Origin of the sequence: Streptomyces sp. NPDC060000 (assembly GCF_042737375.1) — a bacterium.
GTDB lineage: Bacteria > Actinomycetota > Actinomycetes > Streptomycetales > Streptomycetaceae > Streptomyces.
In genome coordinates this window covers 72816-89675 of record NZ_JBHWUU010000001.1, presented here as the reverse complement: position 1 = coordinate 89675, position 16860 = coordinate 72816, and the positions used below count along the sequence as shown (strand labels likewise).

Below are 16860 nucleotides of genomic sequence, written 5' to 3'. Positions count from 1 at the left end.
ATGTTCACGCGGCCCCCTGGTCACCGGCGTCGTCACCGAGGTAGAGGCGCCGTACCGCGTCCGTGCGCGCGAGGTCGTCGGCCGGACCGGACAGCCGGACCTCGCCCACTTCCAGCACGTGCGCGTGGTCGGCGAGGGACAGCGCCATACCCGCGTTCTGTTCGACCAGCAGGACGGCCGTGCCCTGGCCGTTGATCTCGCGGATCACCTCGGCGATCCGGAACACCATGCGCGGGGCCAGGCCGAGGGACGGCTCGTCGAGCAGGAGCAGCCGGGGCGCGGCCATCAGCGCCCGCCCGATGGCCAGCATCTGCTGCTCTCCCCCGGACAGCAGACCGGCCGCCTGCCGACCGCGTTCGGCGAGCACGGGGAACAGCGTGTACACGCGGTCGCGGGCCTCCCGGAGCAGCTGGGGCGCCCGACGGCCGAGGCCGAGGCCGCCGGAGCGGAGGTTCTCCTCCACGGTCAGGCCGGCGAAGACCCTCCGGCCCTCCGGGACCTGCACGACGCCGGCCCGTACCGCCGCGACCGGGTCACGGCCGTCGAGGACCGTGTCTCCATAGCGGATGAGGCCGGCCGTGACGGTGCCGCGATGCAGGCGCAGGGTGCCCGACACCGCCCGCAGCAGCGTGGACTTGCCGGCGCCGTTGGCGCCCAGCAGCGCCACGACCGCGCCGTGCGGGACGGTCAGGGACACGGAACGCAGGGCCGACAGGGCCCGCCCGTACGTCACGTCGAGACCTTCGACGTGCAGCGCGGGCCGCTCCTGCGGGGGTACTCCGGGCATCGCGGCTCCTCGGATCCGTGCCGGGGCGGGCACGGCGTTTCGGCGGAAGGGGAGCTCACGACAGCACGGGGGACAAGCGGCGGTACAGAGCCGGAAGCGGGGTCGCTGCGCGGCCCCAACGGGAGGCAGACAGGCTTGTGCGGCTGCCCAGGGGGACGGGCCGCGGGTACCCGGGGGAGGTACGCCGCGGGTGTAGTCAGCCAGGAGGTGTACTCAGACAGGAGGGCCACGGGCACCCGGAAAAGGTGCGACACGGATGTACCCCGGGCAGGAGGGCCACAGGCACCCGGAAAAGGCGGAAGGCGGGTGTGCCCAGGTGTGCGGGCCGCAGGCACCCGGAACGGGGCAGCGCGACGCGGGTGTGCTCAGCCAGGAGGGCCACAGGCACCCGCAAGAGGCGGAAGGCGGGTGTGCCCAGGTGTGCGGGCCGCAGGCACCCGGAACGGGGCAGCGCGACGCGGGTGTGCTCAGCCAGGAGGACCACGGGCACCCGCAAGAGGCGGAACGCGGGTGTGCCCAGGTGTGCGGGCCTGAGGCGCCCTCGTGGTCGGTGGTTCGGTGGTGGCGCGGAGAGTCGGGGTGATGCCGACGGGCCGGGGAACGGCCCCGCCGGTCACTGTCGACGTGCGGTTCGTGCGGGCAGCGCGGGTACCGGGACCGATGCGGGTGCCGCCGCGCTCAGCGGCGGCCCCCGTGACGACCGGCCCGCCGTCGCGTCACCTCGCGCGCCGCGCGCTGCTCCTGCGTCCGTCGGGCCACAGACGCGGCTTCCTCTTCGCCGCGATGTCCTCGATCCAGCCGGTCGCGAGGATCATCACCGCGATGAGGGGCCAGACCAGTACGAACATCCACAGCATGTAGGTGGTGTCGAGGGCCGCCGTGGCGCTTTCGTTCTCCATGAAGGGAAGCCCGTACGCCAGGTCGATGATCGGGACGGTGGCCATGATCAGCATGTTGTGCCACAGGTAGATCGTGACGGCACGGTTGTTGGAAAGCGTGATCAGCTTGTCCCAACGGGCAAGCCTGCGCGGGAGTTCCTGCCAGGAGGGCGAGTACTGGAGCAGGATCACCACGAACCCGAAGGACCAGGCCGCCTGTGCCAGCGGGATGTCATTGAGGTCCCAGCCGTCCGGCCCCAGGTGCCCCGAGGCCCACCACAGGCCGAAGGCCATGACGAGTGCGGAGCAGGAGACCGCGGCATAACGGGGTATCCGCGCGAGCTGCCCCTCCTGGTGGGCGAAGCCGAGGACCCAGCAGCTGCCGTAGACGGCGAAGTCGCTGACCGCGTTGCCGGTCTCGCCGGGTATGGACACCAGGCCCGTGCCCACCACGGCCGTCAGCGCCAGCGGTGCGAACACCGTGACCCAGGGCGCTCTGCGGAACGCCCACAGCAGCAGCGGAGAGGCCAGCACGAACCACAGGTACGCCCGCAGGTACCACAGCACACCGGCTGCCTGCACCGCCCAGGTGTTCTCCAGCAGGCCGGACTTGGAGCCGATGTCCCAGGGGAACGGAGGCGCGCCGAGCGGGACGACGTAGTTGAGCAGTTCGACGACGCCCAGGGCGCCCCCGTGGTCGGGATCCTTCAGCGGATTCCAGCCGCCCGCGAACATCAGCGTCAGGGCGGCCGCGCCGAACAGCCACAGCGGCGGCAGCAGTCGACGGACCCGGTCCCGGATCACACCCAGCGCCGGACGCTTCAGCGAGCGCGCCATCAGCGAGCCCGCCAGTGCGAACATGACGCCCATGGAAGGGAACAGCACGGTGAGCCAGGCCCAGCCGAACAGGTGGTAGACCACCACCCGGACCAGAGCGATCGTGCGCAGCAGGTCGAGGTAGCGGTCGCGTCCCGGCTTCTTCGCTGCGGACGCGACCTCGGCCCCGGCCGTGGCGGGCGGTTCCGGGGCGGATTTCGCGGTGCGCTGCCGGGGGACGCCGAAGGCCGGTGTCCACTCGGCATCCGCGTTCGTCCCGGTCGGGTAACCCTGGGTCATGCGACAGGCCTCCGGTCGTAGGTGCTGCTGCTGCGCCGACCGGGCGCCGGGCCCCCCGGTGCCTCGACGGCGCCGGTGCGGCGCAGCTTCTGCCAGCGCAGCCGGCCGCCGGTGAGGGCGGTGATCCAGGACTGGAGCAGCACGACGTACATGAGCTGGCGGTAGAGGATCTGCTGCAGGGGCAGCGAGACCAGGTGGGTCATGCGTTCGCGGTCGAGCCGGAAGGCGTAGGCCGCGCACACCGCCTGGACGGCGAGGACGCCCAGCCAGGCGACGACCGTCCTCTGGGTGGGGCCGAAGACCACTCCGTAGAGGAGGAAGACGTCGATGAGCGGGGCCAGCAGCGGGGCCAGGACCATGAACAGCGAGACGAACGGCAGTCCCACGCGGCCGAACCGGCCGGACGGGCCGCGCTCGACGACGGCCCGGCGGTGCTTCCAGATCGCCTGCATGGTGCCGTACGACCAGCGGTAGCGCTGGGACCACAGCTGCTGGACGGTCTCCGGGGCCTCGGTCCAGGCGCGGGCATTCTCCGCGTACACCACCTTCCAGCCGTCGCGGTGCATGGCCATGGTGATGTCGGTGTCCTCGGCGAGCGTGTCGTCGCTCATGCCGCCGACCCGCTCCAGGGCGGTGCGACGGAAGGCGCCGACCGCGCCGGGGATGGTGGGCATGCAGCCCAGCACGTCGTACATCCGGCGGTCGAGGTTGAAGCCCATCACGTACTCGATGTGCTGCCAGGCGCCGATCAGCGAGTTCCGGTTGCCGACCTTGGCGTTGCCGGCGACGGCGCCGACCTTCGGGTCGCCGAAGGGCTGCACCAGTTCGCGGACGGTGGCCGGCTCGAAGACCGTGTCGCCGTCCATCATCACGATGAGGTCGTGCCGGGCGTTGGCGATGCCCCGGTTTAGGGCGGCGGGCTTGCCCGCGTTGAGCTGGCGGACGACCCGGACGTTCGGCAGACCCATGGTCTCCACGATCGACGCGGTGCCGTCGGAGGAACCGTCGTCGATGACGAGTACCTCCACGGGGTGCTCACTCGCCATCAGCGAGCGGACGGTGTTCTCGATGCACTTGGCCTCGTTGTACGCCGGAACCAGCACCGACACCGGTTCGGTGACCGCGGGGCCCCAGCCGAATCCGGGCCTGCGCACCCTGCGGGCGTGCAGGGCGGACAGCAGCAGCATGAGCCCGAACCGGCTGATGACCAGGACACCGATCACCGCGAGGCCCACCACCAGGACCCCGGTGATGTTCTCGGCGGCCCCGACGAGGAAGATCCAGGCCTTGCCCTTCCACAGGTCGAGACCGGTGACAGGAGTGTGTGCGCTGGGCGCGCCGAGGGCTCGGGTGAGGTTCTCGAACTCGTAGCCGCGGGACCGCAGCTCGGGCAGGAACCGGTCCAGCGCCTGCACTGTCTGGTGGCGGTCGCCGCCGGAGTCGTGCATCAGGACGATCGCGCCCTTGCCGCCCTTCGGCGTGGCGCGCCTGATGATCTCCTCGACGCCGGGCTTCTTCCAGTCCTCGCTGTCGGTGTTGTTGACGACGGTGAGGTAGCCGCGTGAGCCGATGTACCGGGTGACGGGCCAGGACTTGTCGTCCATCGCGTCGGCGAAGGACGAGTACGGCGGACGGAACAGCGAGGTGCGGATGCCCGCCGCGCCGGCGAGCGCGAGCTGGTTCTGGGAGAGCTCCCAGGAGATACGTTTCTGCGACTGGTAGGAGAGGTCGGGGTGGTTGAAGGTGTGCAGGCCGACCTCGTGACCCTCGTCGACCATCCGCCGGACCAGGTCCGGGTAGCGGGAGGCCATGGTCCCGGTGACGAAGAAGACGGCGTGCGCGTGGTGCTTCTTGAGCACGTCGAGGACCTGGGGGGTCCAGACCGGGTCGGGGCCGTCGTCGAAGGTCAGGACCAGACGGTGGTCGGGCACCTCCCGGCTGGCGATGCGGCCGCCGCGGGTGTCGATGACCGGGCCGCCGTCCAGGATCTCGTCGGGCACCTTGTCGGTGGTCGCCTCGGGCCGGACGCGGTGGTCGGCGAGGATCTCGCTGTGGACGTATCCGCGCACCATGAGCATCGCCATCAGGGCGACCAGCACGAGGACGGGCAGCGTCAGGCGCATCGGCAGTCGGCGCCGGACGGCGCTGTCACGGGTCGCGGCGCTGTCACGGGTCGCGGCTGCGGGCGTGCGACGGCGGGCGGGAAATGCCATCGGAAGGTGTGCTCCAGGAAGGGAAGAAGGCGTGGGCTGCGCGGCGGGGGTGTCAGCCGGCGGACAACACGGAGTTCGCGTCGCCGACGACCTCGCCCGTGCCGCCGGTGTCCTCGACGGCGGTCGGTGAGGACTCGCCCCCGCCGCCGGGCTGGCTCGCCTCGGGCGAGGCGGCGGCGGATTCCGGGGCCGTGGGGCCGGACGTGGTCGCCGGGGCGGTGGTGTTCACGGTCGTCGTCCCGGTGGTGGACGCCTCGGGCAGCGCGGACGCCTCCGGCCGAGTGGGGCTCGCGGTGGCACCGGGCACGTGGGCGGCGCCGCCCGCGGACGACACCGTCGCGGCGGAGGCCGAGGTCCCCGCCCCGGGAGCGGCGCCGTACGAGCCCGAGGGGCTCGCCGGGGCCGACGGCACGGACGAGGTCTCGACCTTCGCGGCAGGCGTGTCGTCGCCCTGTCCCGGCAGGGGCAGCCAGGGGGCGCTGGAGTTGCCGGAGACGAGGGTGGCGACGATGACGAGGGCGTACCCGGAGCAGATGACGCCGATGGCCGCGCCGAGCCACCGCAACCGGCGGCTGCGGCGGCCTGACTCGTCGACGAAGACGGGCCTGCCGGCGCCGTCCTGGGACGCGAGCCGACTTTCGGAAGTGCCTGGCGGGGACGCCGGGTCGACGCTCCCGAGCTGCACCGTCAGTTCGTCAGCGTCGTGGAGGGGCTCGGCCGCACCGGCGTCCGTGAAGGCCGGGTACACCGCGGTGCCGCCGGGCAGGAGGGCCGCCACTCCGGTTCGCGCGGCCCCCGGTTCGTCCGGGGCCTCCCAGAAGCTCCCGGCTCGTACCGTCCTCGTCCGCGTGCCGGTTCGACGCCCGGCGAACAGGGTGCCGTCGAGCCCTGATGCGCTGTCAGACCCTTCAGGTTGGGCGTCATCCAGCCAATGTTCCACTTACCCGTCCCCCAGGAGACTGCCACGGGGGCCGCGCAGACGAAGCCCAGCACACGTCGACCGAACCAGGCCCCCACCTGGTCCGAGCGCCCCCCCGAATAGTTGATGCTTGGACGGTGACTATAGCTCAATTGCTAAAAGCGTAAAGTTTGTGTCAGATAGGTGAAGCGTCCGGCCTTTCTGCGGTGGCTGAAAATGGTGCTTGCACATTCGTCCGCCACGGACAGACGGGGACCTCACGGGGTGGACGGCGCTCACAGGCCGGTTGCTCACCGCACGCCTCGCCGGTTCAGCGGGCCCTCAGGCCCCGGACCGTCAGGGCGAGACTGACCTCCACCAGGTCGGCCGGGCGGGACAGGCAGCGGCCCGTCAACTGCTCGTAGCGGCGCAGTCGGTTGAGGACGGTGTTGCGGTGGCAGTACAGCCGCTCCCCCGCCCGCTGGGCGGAGCCGTCGCAGGCCAGCCAGGTGGCCAGGGTGTCGAGCAGGACGGCCTCGTCGGCGGGCTCCAGACCGCCCAGCGGCCCCAGAACCCGCTCGACCAGCGCCGAGCCCAGGCCGGGGGCGGAGACCACCAGCGCCGCCGGAAGGTGCTCCGTCAGCCGGACCGTGCCGCCGGTCCGCGGGCACATGTCCAGTGCGATGTCCGCGAGACGGCGGGCGTCCCCGACCGCGGCCAGTCCCGACACGACCGTGCTGACCCCCGTCCGCGCGCTCCCGGCGACCGGGGGAACGGCGGACAGCGGCGGGCGGCTCCCGGCATCCACGCCCTCGCCCGCACCCCCACGCCCACCCTCACCCTCGCCCTCGCCCTCGCCCTCGCCCTCGCCCTCGCCCTCGCCCAGCAGGACGATGCCGTAGTCCACCTCCACACCCGTGTGCCAGTACACGCGCGTGCCCCGGCCATGGGCGGAGCGTGCTGCGGCGCCGCCTGAAGGGCAGCCGGCCGCCACCGCCACGACGACGTACCGGCCCTCTTCGGGAAGGTCCAGCGCGTGGGCGGTCTCCGGCAGGTCCGCGATGCGGCTCGCTCCGTCGAGCAGGGCGCCCGCGAGCACCCGCAGCCGGTTCTCGCGTCGCCAGGCGAGCTGCCGTTCGACCTGGCGGTAGGCGTCCGCGACCAGGGAGCAGTGCTCGTCGACGAAGTTCCACACGTCGGTGGCGATGTGCACGAGCAGCCGCACGTCCTCGGGAGCGGTGCGGCAGGTCTCCTCGATGAGGCCCTGCCACACCAGGGACCCACCGAGCCGGAACGCGTGCAGCAGGGCGTCCAGCGGCAGGCCCTGCTCCGCTCGGGTCGCGCCGATCTTCCACGAGCACCGGCGGGCCGCGTCCCGGCTGCCGCGCGGGTCGAGCAGCGAGGACACGCTGTGCCGCAGCGAGCGGTGCACCTCCTGCCAGGTGGCGGCGGGATCGCTGGTCACGGCCGCACGGTAGGCGGGCTCCAGGTCCTGGAGTGCGGCCACCAGCCGGTCGGTGAGATCGGGCAGGTCCGCCAGGAGCACGCGGGCGGCGCGGTGCAGGACCCGCAGGGCGTCGGCGTCGATCAGCGACCGGACGGGCTGCGGGTGCGGCCGGGGGCCGGGCGCAGCCGGTGTGCCGGACGCGGGACGGAACACGGTCCGTGACCTTAGGGCCTGGTGCATCGCGGTCCTCCCCCTGGGCTGTGTCCCGCCGTCCGACTCGTCCTGCCCCGAAGGATGGCATACCGTCCGGTCGGTCTCCAGAGGGTGCGCACGATTGATTTCGGTCCGGTCAGCGCTCCCGCCCCGGCTTTCCCGGCCTGCGCACAGGGTGCGCCCCGGGCGCGCAAGCCGGTGCCGCGAGGACCTTTCGCGACAGGCGTGACGCGTCCTGTGCCGGGGCCCGACGGCCGCCGCCGCGCCGCGTGCGCGGGCACAGCGACAACGGCAGTGGGCCGCAGACCGCGGGCAGCAGGTACCGGGCAGCGGGCAGCGGGCAGCGGGCAGCGGGCAGCGGGCAGCGGCACGCTCTCCTTCCGGAGGCGAGTGGGATCAGTCGGCCGTCTGCCTCGGGGCCCGGCCACCTCTCGTCGGCGGGGATGCGCGGCGGGCCACGAGGGAGGGCGTGTCGGCCGATGCACGAAGGGCACTCGCCCGTCCGCGGACACAAGGGTTCCGCTTTTCTTTGGACAGCCCCCCGAAGACGTGTGGCCGGTGCGGGAGGAATCTGGAAGGGTCACCCGACCGCGTGACACCCCTCCCTCCTCGAAGGAGACGAGCACGTGCCACTCCCCACCGAGAACCACCGGCCCGACGCCTCTCCCGACGCCTCTCCCGTCGACCTCGCCGTCCGTCAGGCCGTCATGGACGGGCTGCTCGGCGAGGACCGGCCGCTGGCCGGGTTCATCGACGTACGGGGTGTGCGCGACAGCGTCGCCGGCCTGCACGAGGCGTTCGCGCGCGTGCCGGACGTCCTGCACACCTTCGCCGCCAAGGCCTGTTCGCTGGTGCCGGTGCTGCGGCTGCTGGCCGACACCGGCATGGGCTGCGAGGTGGCGAGCCCGGGCGAGCTGCGGATGGCGCTGGACGCGGGGTTCGCCCCGGCGCGCATCGTGCTGGACTCGCCGGCCAAGACCCGCCGGGAGATCCGCGAAGCCCTCGCGCTCGGCGTGGCACTCAACGCGGACAGCCTCGACGAGCTGGACCGGATCGACGTCCTGCGCCCCGAGGACTGCGCGTCGGTGCTCGGGGTGCGGGTCAATCCCCAGGTGGGGGGCGGGTCGATCGGCGCGATGAGCACGGCGACCGCGCATTCCAAGTTCGGCGTGGCGCTGCGTGATCCCGGTGCCCGCACCCGTGTCGTCGAGGCCTTCGCCCGGCGGCCGTGGCTGACCCGGCTGCACGCGCACGTGGGTTCGCAGGGCTGCCCGCTGCCACTGATCGCGGAGGGCCTCGCCGCGGTCCACCGGCTCGCCGAGGAGATCAACGCGCACGTCGGCCGCCGCCAGGTGACCAGCCTCGACCTGGGCGGCGGGCTGCCGGTGAACTTCGCCGACGACACGGTCACACCCACCTACGCGGAGTACGTGGCCGCGCTCACCGCCGCCGAACCGGCGCTGCTGGACGGCCGCTACCAGGTGGTCACCGAGTTCGGCCGCTCCCTGGTCGCCAAGAACGGCTTCACGGCGGCCCTCGTCGAGTACGTCAAGGAGGCCGGCGGCCGCCGGGTCGCCCTCACCCACGCCGGCGGCCAGGTCGCCACCCGTACCGTCTTCATGCCGGACGCCTGGCCGCTGCGCGTATCCGCGTACGGCCCGGACGGCACGCCCAAGCGGACGCCCGTCGTGCGCCACGACGTCGCCGGGCCGCTCTGCTTCGCCGGGGACGTCGTGGCGCACGACCGGCCGCTGCCCGCGCTGGCCGAGGGGGACCTGGTGGTGCTGCACGACACGGGCGGGTACTACTTCTCGGCGCACTGGTCGTACAACAGCCTGCCGAGGCCCGCCGTGTACGGCTGTCTGCTCGACGGCGGTCAGGTCACGTTCGCCACGATCCGGCCGGCCCAGACGGTGCGGGAGATCTCCGCCGAGAGCGGTCTGGCCCAGGCGGACGCCCTGGTGACGGGGTTCGGCGCGCCGCCTGGGACCTGAGTCCCGGAGCCGAAACCGTCCCGGCAGGAATCAACGGCCCGATTCGGAGCACCCGGCTTCGCGTCGCCAGCCGAGGAGAGAGCCATGCTCTGGATCGCCGTACTGCTGCTGCCGCTGCTGTCCGTCCTGCTGACGGTCATGGACCGGGTCGAGGAACGCCTGCTCGCGCCCGCCGAGGACAAGCGGCGCCATGCCGCACGCGGGCGGCACCTCCGTCTGGTCCGGGACACCTCTCCCATCCCGTCGGCGGACGAGTCCCGCCCGACGCGGGCCCGGGCGGCCTGACGGTACCGGCCGGGGTGTCCTGCACGACGGCGGTGTGCGAGGCTCGCGGACGGGGTCGGCGTCCCGGTGAGGACGCCACCCGCCATGTCGGTCGGCATCAGGGAGAGTCAGCGATATGCGCATCGGTCTGCTCGGCACCGGCCCCTGGGCGCGGATGGTCCACGCCCCCGTCCTCGAGGCGCACGACGCGCTGGACTTCGCCGGTGTCTGGGGCCGCCGCCCGGAGGCCGCCGAGGAACTGGCCGCCCGGCACGGGACGCGGGCCTACGACCACGTCGACACCCTGCTGGCGGACGTGGACGCGGTGGCCGTCGCCCTGCCGCCGGACGTGCAGGCGCGGCTCGCGGTGCGGGCCGCCGGGGCCGGTTGTCATCTCCTGCTCGACAAGCCCGTCGCCGCGACGGTGGCCGGGGCGCGGGAAGTGGTACGGGCCGCGCGCGATGCCCGGGTCGCCTCGGTCGTCTTCTTCACCACCCGGTTCATGCCCGGGGCCGCCGACTGGATCGCCGAACAGGCGGACACCGGTGGGTGGTTCACCGGGCACGCCCAGTGGCTGGGCGACGTCTTCCACGGCGCGAGCGAAAGCCCCTTCGCCACTCCCTGGCGCGGCGAGAAGGGCGCCCTGTGGGACGTGGGCCCGCACGCGCTGTCCGTGCTGCTGCCGGTCCTCGGCGACGTCCGCCGGGTGACGGCCGCCGCCCATGGCCCCCGCGACACCGTCCACCTGGTCCTGGACCATGTGAGCGGTGCCTCCAGCACGGTGACGCTCAGCCTGACGGCCCCGCCCGCGGCGACGGGCGCGGACGTCGAACTCCGCGGCACCGCAGGGGCGACCCGCCTCCCCCGGGGCGGCGACGCCGCCGGCGCCCTCACGCGGGCCGCGGACGAACTGCTCGCCTCGGCCCGCGACGGCCGGCCCCACCCCTGCGACGCCGCGTTCGGCCTGCGCGTCACGGAGCTCCTGGCCGCCGCCGAGACCCTGCTGACGAGCGAAGCCCGCTGACCGCGGTGCCCAGAAGCCGTAGGGGTTCCTCCGGCACGGTGCGCTCCCGGGGCGTCGGACGTGGTCAGACGCGGCATGCCCGGGTCACGGGGGTGGCAGCGCGGGACGGATGTGGTGCGCATGGCGCTCGTCTCCTTCCGTGAGTGTCCGGGCGGGCGGGCGATCACGCGCTAGGGGCTGGTCCCGATCACGTCCACGGTCTTTCGGCGTGCGGCGTCCGGTGCCCAGGGGGAGCGTGGTGGTGTGGGACGACTGGACGGGGAACGGCGGGGCTGGCTGCGGGGCGCGCCCCCGCCGCGCTGGGTGCGGGCCCTGCCGCTGCTCCTGCTGGCGGGCGTCTGCGCGGCCACGCTGGCCAGCCCCGACCCGCTGGACATCGGCTTCCTGCTGGGCGCGATCCCGCCGCTGGCCGTGCTGTCGTACGGTCCCGTGGCGACCGCGCTGCTCGGCGCGGCCGTGGTCGTGATGCTCGACGTGCCCGCGTTCCAGCTCGACCGGCCGGGCCGGACCGATGTGCTGACCGTGTCGTTCGTCGCCCTGCTGAGCGTGTTCGTGGCCTTCGTGAGCCGCCGCCGGGACGTCCAGCTGGACACCGAGCGCACCATCGCCGAGGCGGCCCAGAACGCCCTGGTGCCGCCGGTCCCCGAGCGGGTCGGACCGGTGGCCTGCGCGGGCCTGTACCGGGCGGCGCAGCGCGGCACGCTGGTCGGCGGTGACTTCTTCGACGTGCGGACGAGCAGCCACGGGGTGCGGGCGGTGCTGGGTGACGTCCAGGGGCACGGGCTGGCGGCGGTGGCGACCGTGGCCTCGCTGCTGGGCGCCTTCCGGGAGGCGGTGCTGGACCAGCCGGACCTGGAGAAGGTCGCCGCCCGCCTCGACCGGCGGCTGGTGGCCGACTCGGCGCGGGTCACGCACGCGGAACTGTTCGCGACGGCCGTCCTGCTGGAGTTCACACCGGGTGCGGACGCGGTACGCATCGTCGTCTGCGGGCATCCCCCGCCGGTGCTGCTGCGCGACGGCACGGCCACGGAGGTGGACCTCGTCCCGTGGACACCGCTGGGGCTGGGCCTCCCGGAGGGCGCCCCCCTCGCCGCCCATGTCCTGCCGCTGCGCCCCGGCGACCGACTCTTCATCGCCTCCGACGGCGTCTCGGAGGCCAGGGACACCGCCGGAGTCTTCTACCCCCTGCTCGACCGGCTGCCCGCGCTGGCCGCCGGCGCCGACCCGGCGACCACGGCCCACCGGGTGTGGACGGACGTCCGGGCTTACTGCCCCGACGTCCGCGACGACGTCACGATGCTCGTTCTCGCGCCCGGCCGTCCGGCGGGCCGCTGAGGGTCTCCGCGTCGCCCTCGGCGTCGATGTGCGGCAGGATCCGGTCCAGCCACCGCGGCGTCCACCAGGCGTGCGGTCCCAGCAGGGTCATGACGGCGGGCACCATGAGCAGCCGTACCACGGTGGCGTCGATCAGCACGCTGACGGCGAGGCCCAGGCCCAGCATCTTGACGACGATGTTGTCGCTGATGATGAACGCCGCGAACACGCTCACCATGATCAGGGCCGCGCAGGTGATGACCCGGGCGGTGATCTCCAGGGCGTGGGCGACGGCGTCCTTGGCGTCGCCGGTGCGCAGCCAGGCCTCGTGCACCCGGGACAGCAGGAAGATCTCGTAGTCCATGCTGAGGCCGAAGATGATCGCGAACATCATCATCGGGACATAGCTCTCGATGGGCACCTTGCCGTGCACGCCCAGCGCGGGCCCGCCCCAGCCCCACTGGAAGACGGCGACGACGACGCCGTACGAGGCGGTGATCGACAGGACGTTGAGGACGGCGGCCTTGACCGCGACGAGGAGGCCGCGGAAGACGGCGAGGATGATCAGGAAGGCGAGGAGGACGACCACGCCGATGATCAGGGGAAGCCGGCCGGCGACGATGTCTCGGAAGTCGACCTGGGCAGCCGTGGTGCCGGTGACGTAGCCCTTGGCGTCGTAGCCGGAGACCGCGTCCGGGAGGGTGTCGTCGACGAGCCGGTTCGTCAGGTCGGTGGTGCTCGCGCTCTGCGGGGACTGCTCGGAGTAGACGGTGGCGAGCAGCACTTCCCCGTCGCTGGTGGCGGTCAGCGGGGTGACCGTGGCCGCGCCGGGCACCGCGCTGATCGTCTTCTGCGCCTGGGAGGAGAGGGCGGAGCGCTTGTCGGACGGGACGGACGTCTGGTCGATGACGACGGTGAGCGGGCCGTTGGAGCCGGGCCCGAAGGCGTCGGTCATCAGGTCGTAGGCGCGCCGGTCGGTGAAGGAGGTCGGGTCGGCGCCGTCGCCGATGTGGCCGAGCTGGATGGAGAACACCGGGACGGCGAGGATCGCGATGACGGCCACACCGGCGCCGAGGTACTGCCAGGGTCTGCGCTCGACGCGTTTGGCGTAGCGGTGCCACGTGCCGTGCGGGACGGCGCCCGGTTCGGCGTCGGTCTCGGCGACCGGCTTGCGGACGTGGTAGCGGTCGATTCGTCTGCCGATGAGCCCGAGGAGGGCCGGCACGAGGGTGAGGGCGCCGATGACGGCGGAGACGACGGTGGTGGCGGCGGCGAGCCCGAGTTTGCCGATGAAGGACACCCCGGACGCGTAGAGACCGAAGAGCGCGATGATCACGGTGGTGCCGGACACGAGCACAGCGCGGCCGCTGGTGGCCGTGGCGTGACCTGCGGCCTCGGCGGGATCTGCGCCGTCCATCAGGTTCTGCCGGTGCCGGGTGATCAGGAAGAGGGCGTAGTCGATGCCGACGCCCAGGCCGATCATGGTGGCGAGGGTCGGCGAGACGGTCGCGAAGGTGAAGGCGGCGGCCAGCAGCCCGAGACAGGCCAGCCCGCCGACCACGCTGATCAGGGCGGTGACCAGGGGCAGTCCGGCCGCGATGACACTGCCGAAGCCGACGAGCAGGACCACGATGGCGACCGCGAAGCCGATCAGCTCGCTGATCTTGTCGTTCGCGGCGGGACGGGCGAGTTCGCCGAGCGAACCGCCGTACTCGACATCGGTGCCGGCCGCCCGCAGCGGCTGGACGGCCTTGTCGACGCCGGTCAGGTAACCGTCGCCGAGGGTGGAGGGCTGTACGTCGAAGCGGACGGTGACATACGCGGTCTTGCCGTCGCCCGACACCGGGCCGACCTTCGACGACGTCACGGAGAGCGGGTTCACGGCCGTGAGCACATGGGGGAGCTTCTGGAGGTCGCCGACGGTCGTGGACAGTTGTGAACTCAGCGTGCTCACGGGCTGGTCGTCGTGCAGGACGATCTGGCTGCTGTAGCCGCCGGCCTGCGGGTCGTGCTCCCTGAGCACGTCCAGGCCGTCCGTGGACTGCACTCCGGGCAGTTGGAAGTCGTCCTCGTAGGTCCCGCCGAAGGTCCGGCTGACCACCTGCAGGGCGACGACGGCCACGAGCCAGGCGATGATGACGATCAGGAAGTGCCGGGCGCACCAGGCACCGAGCCTGCGCAGCCCTCCGCGTTTCGGTTCCCCGGCGGTGCTGGGTGCCATGAACTGGGCCTTCCTGCCGCGCGTGTGTATGTCCCACGAGTGGTTCGGACGCCCCGACACAGCCCATTAGACCCCCGCCCGATCATCACGGCATCCCGGACGGGAGCCGGTGCCGGACCGCCCCGGGAGCTGATCGGATTGCAGGGTGCGGCCCCAGGATGAATGGTGTTAGTGGACCCGGTGACCGCACCGGGCCGAAGCCTTCCTTCGGACGCGAGGAGCAGACATCATGCCGACGTCAGAACCCGGCGCCGCCCAGCCCTCCAGGGACCGCGCCACCCCGGACAAACTGCTCCACACGCGTACCGGCACCGAGGTGTCGCCGGAGGACATGGTCCTCGCCACCGGCCGGGACCTCACCCCGCGCAACCTCGAGTGGGCGCGGCGCAAGCTCGCCGAGGAGGGACCCAGCGCGATCGAGAAGGTGCTCCCCTAGCGGACCCGTGGCGGACCCGGCCCGATGACCGGGGCCGGCAATCGGGCTTCACTCTTTCGCTGCGGCCCCTGCGGCTGCCAGACTCCCGAGGATGCCCGACTTCGACATGCTCGTCCTCGGATCAGGTCCCGGCGGTCAGAAGGCCGCCATCGCCGCGGCCAAACTCGGCCGCCGGGTGGCCGTCGTCGACCGCCCCGACATGGTCGGCGGGGTCTCCCTGCACACCGGCACCATTCCCTCCAAGACCCTGCGCGAGGCGGTGCTCTATCTCACCGGTCTCACCCAGCGCGACCTGTACGGCCAGAGCTACCGCCTCAAGGAGAACATCACCGTCGCCGATCTGACCGCCCGTACCGAGCATGTGGTGGGGCGTGAGATCGACGTCATCCGCAGTCAGTTGTCCCGCAACCAGGTCGCCCTGTTCGCCGGCACCGGCCGGTTCGTCGACGCCCACACCGTCGCGCTTCGTGAGAGCACCGGCCAGGAGCGGCTGATCAGCGCCGAGCACATCGTGATCGCCACCGGGACGCGGCCGGCCCGGCCCGACAGCGTGGAGTTCGACGGGCGGACCATCCTCGACTCCGACAACGTCCTGACGGTCGAGCGGGTCCCGCAGTCCATGGTGATCGTCGGTGCCGGTGTGATCGGCATGGAGTACGCGTCCATGTTCGCCGCGCTCGGCAGCAAGGTCACCGTGGTGGAGAAGCGGGCCGGGATGCTCGACATGTGCGACGTCGAGGTCATCGAGTCGCTCAAGTACCACCTGCGGGACCTCGCGGTGACCTTCCGCTTCGGGGAGACCGTCGCCGCCGTGGAACGGCATGCCCGGGGTGCGCTGACCGTGCTGGAGAGCGGCAAGAAGATCCCCGCGGACGCGGTGATGTACTCGGCGGGGCGGCAGGGCCTGACCGACGGACTCGACCTGGACAAGGCGGGGTTGGCGGCCGACCGGCGCGGCCGGATCGAGGTCGACGAGTACTACCGCACCCCGGTCCCGCACATCTACGCCGTCGGCGACGTCATCGGCTTCCCGGCGCTCGCGGCGACGGCGATGGAACAGGGCCGGGCCGCCGCGTACCACGCCTGCGGCGAGCCCGTCGGGCAGATGGACCACCTCCAGCCGATCGGCATCTACACCATCCCGGAGATCAGCTTCGTGGGGCGGACGGAGGACCAGCTCACCGAGGAGAGCGTGCCGTTCGAGGTGGGCATAGCCCGCTACCGCGAACTGGCCCGCGGGCAGATCATCGGCGATGCGCACGGCATGCTGAAGCTGCTGGTCTCGCCCCGGGACCGGACGCTGCTCGGCGTGCACTGCTTCGGCACCGGAGCGACCGAGCTGATCCACATCGGGCAGTCGGTGATGGGCTGCGGCGGGACCGTCGACTACCTGGTCAACGCGGTGTTCAACTACCCGACGCTGGCGGAGTCGTACAAGGTCGCCGCCCTCGACGCCACCAACCGGCTACGGCAGTTGGACCGCATCGGCGACTGAGGGGCGCAAGGGCAGGCACAGAGGGCGGACGCGGGCGCAGGGGGGTGCGGGGGCGCTCACTCCTCGACGATGTGGACGGCGGCCTCCTCCGCGCCCGCGGCGCCGCCGTCGACGCCCACGTCCCGGGCGACCTCCTCCTTGACGGCGTCGGGGTGGGCGCCCTCGTCCGGGGCTACGAGCCGGCCCGCCCGCCGGTCGCCGGCCTCGGGGTCGACGGGTTCGCCGTCGCCGCCGGGGAGGTCGCCGACACCGTCCCCGGCCGGCTCCGAGACCTCCGGGACCTCCTGGGCCAGGCGCTGGTCGAGGCTCTCGCCGTCGTGCTGCTCGGCCGCCGTGGTGCCGTACTTGGTGACCCCGAGCGGCTTCTCCGGCGGGGAGTAGCCCTCGTCCAGGGTGTCGTCGTAGGTGCGTTCGTCGAGGGCGTCCTGGAGGTCGAGCGGGGCGCCGTCCTCCTGTTCCTCGTTCGTTCCGGTGGGCTGGTAGACGTCGTCGCCCATCGTCGCCTCGGACTCCGTACCCATGGGTGCCTCCTCGCGGCAGCGGCTGTTCTGTCCCCCACC

13 protein-coding genes are annotated in these 16860 nt (G+C 72.5%); 6 read left to right on the top strand and 7 right to left on the bottom strand.

Annotation, left to right across the window (positions count from 1 at the left end):
• Positions 1-4: 4 nt before the first annotated feature.
• From ACFWBB_RS00375 to ACFWBB_RS00355, 5 genes are all read right to left on the bottom strand, one after another.
• Positions 5-787: an ABC transporter ATP-binding protein gene (locus tag ACFWBB_RS00375; protein ID WP_385264808.1), complete on the bottom strand. Its 783-nt coding sequence runs from the start codon at positions 785-787 to the stop codon at positions 5-7.
• 716 nt (positions 788-1503) lie between these two features.
• Positions 1504-2781, bottom strand: coding sequence for an acyltransferase (locus ACFWBB_RS00370; protein WP_385264806.1), 1278 nt, complete (start codon positions 2779-2781; stop codon positions 1504-1506).
• Positions 2778-4994 (bottom strand): glycosyltransferase, encoded by a 2217-nt coding sequence (locus tag ACFWBB_RS00365; RefSeq protein ID WP_385264803.1) that lies wholly within the window; start codon positions 4992-4994, stop codon positions 2778-2780. Before ACFWBB_RS00365 ends, ACFWBB_RS00370 begins: the two co-directional genes overlap by 4 nt.
• Before the next feature lie 52 nt (positions 4995-5046).
• Positions 5047-5772: a hypothetical protein gene (locus ACFWBB_RS00360; protein WP_385264801.1), complete on the bottom strand. Its 726-nt coding sequence runs from the start codon at positions 5770-5772 to the stop codon at positions 5047-5049.
• 451 nt (positions 5773-6223) lie between these two features.
• On the bottom strand, positions 6224-7579 hold the full coding sequence (locus ACFWBB_RS00355) for a helix-turn-helix domain-containing protein (protein WP_385264799.1): 1356 nt from the start codon (positions 7577-7579) through the stop codon (positions 6224-6226).
• Between the two features lie 599 nt (positions 7580-8178).
• Between ACFWBB_RS00355 and ACFWBB_RS00350 the strand changes: the two genes are divergently transcribed.
• The 4 genes from ACFWBB_RS00350 to ACFWBB_RS00335 all read left to right on the top strand — a co-directional run bounded on the left by ACFWBB_RS00350 (position 8179) and on the right by ACFWBB_RS00335 (position 12169).
• Complete coding sequence (locus ACFWBB_RS00350; RefSeq protein WP_385264796.1) at positions 8179-9546, top strand: diaminopimelate decarboxylase; 1368 nt, start codon at positions 8179-8181, stop codon at positions 9544-9546.
• A gap of 84 nt (positions 9547-9630) precedes the next feature.
• On the top strand, positions 9631-9831 hold the full coding sequence (locus tag ACFWBB_RS00345; protein WP_385264793.1) for a hypothetical protein: 201 nt from the start codon (positions 9631-9633) through the stop codon (positions 9829-9831).
• A gap of 115 nt (positions 9832-9946) precedes the next feature.
• Positions 9947-10834: a Gfo/Idh/MocA family protein gene (locus ACFWBB_RS00340; protein WP_385264790.1), complete on the top strand. Its 888-nt coding sequence runs from the start codon at positions 9947-9949 to the stop codon at positions 10832-10834.
• A 243-nt stretch (positions 10835-11077) separates the two neighbouring features.
• Complete coding sequence (locus ACFWBB_RS00335; protein WP_385264787.1) at positions 11078-12169, top strand: PP2C family protein-serine/threonine phosphatase; 1092 nt, start codon at positions 11078-11080, stop codon at positions 12167-12169.
• Here ACFWBB_RS00335 and ACFWBB_RS00330 read toward each other — a convergent pair.
• The gene (locus ACFWBB_RS00330) at positions 12126-14369 is read right to left on the bottom strand and encodes an MMPL family transporter (protein WP_385264785.1); all 2244 of its coding nucleotides are present in this window, start codon (positions 14367-14369) and stop codon (positions 12126-12128) included. The two genes, ACFWBB_RS00335 and ACFWBB_RS00330, sit on opposite strands and share 44 nt — an antisense overlap.
• 229 nt (positions 14370-14598) lie before the next feature.
• Between ACFWBB_RS00330 and ACFWBB_RS00325 the strand changes: the two genes are divergently transcribed.
• Positions 14599-14805: a hypothetical protein gene (locus ACFWBB_RS00325; protein WP_385264782.1), complete on the top strand. Its 207-nt coding sequence runs from the start codon at positions 14599-14601 to the stop codon at positions 14803-14805.
• A 91-nt stretch (positions 14806-14896) separates the two neighbouring features.
• On the top strand, positions 14897-16300 hold the full coding sequence (gene sthA, locus ACFWBB_RS00320) for a Si-specific NAD(P)(+) transhydrogenase (protein WP_385264780.1): 1404 nt from the start codon (positions 14897-14899) through the stop codon (positions 16298-16300).
• A 56-nt stretch (positions 16301-16356) separates the two neighbouring features.
• On the opposite strand, the gene ACFWBB_RS00315 is transcribed toward sthA, so the two are convergent.
• Entirely contained in the window at positions 16357-16821 is a 465-nt protein-coding gene (locus ACFWBB_RS00315; protein ID WP_385264777.1) for a DUF5709 domain-containing protein, read from the bottom strand.
• Positions 16822-16860: the final 39 nt, after the last annotated feature.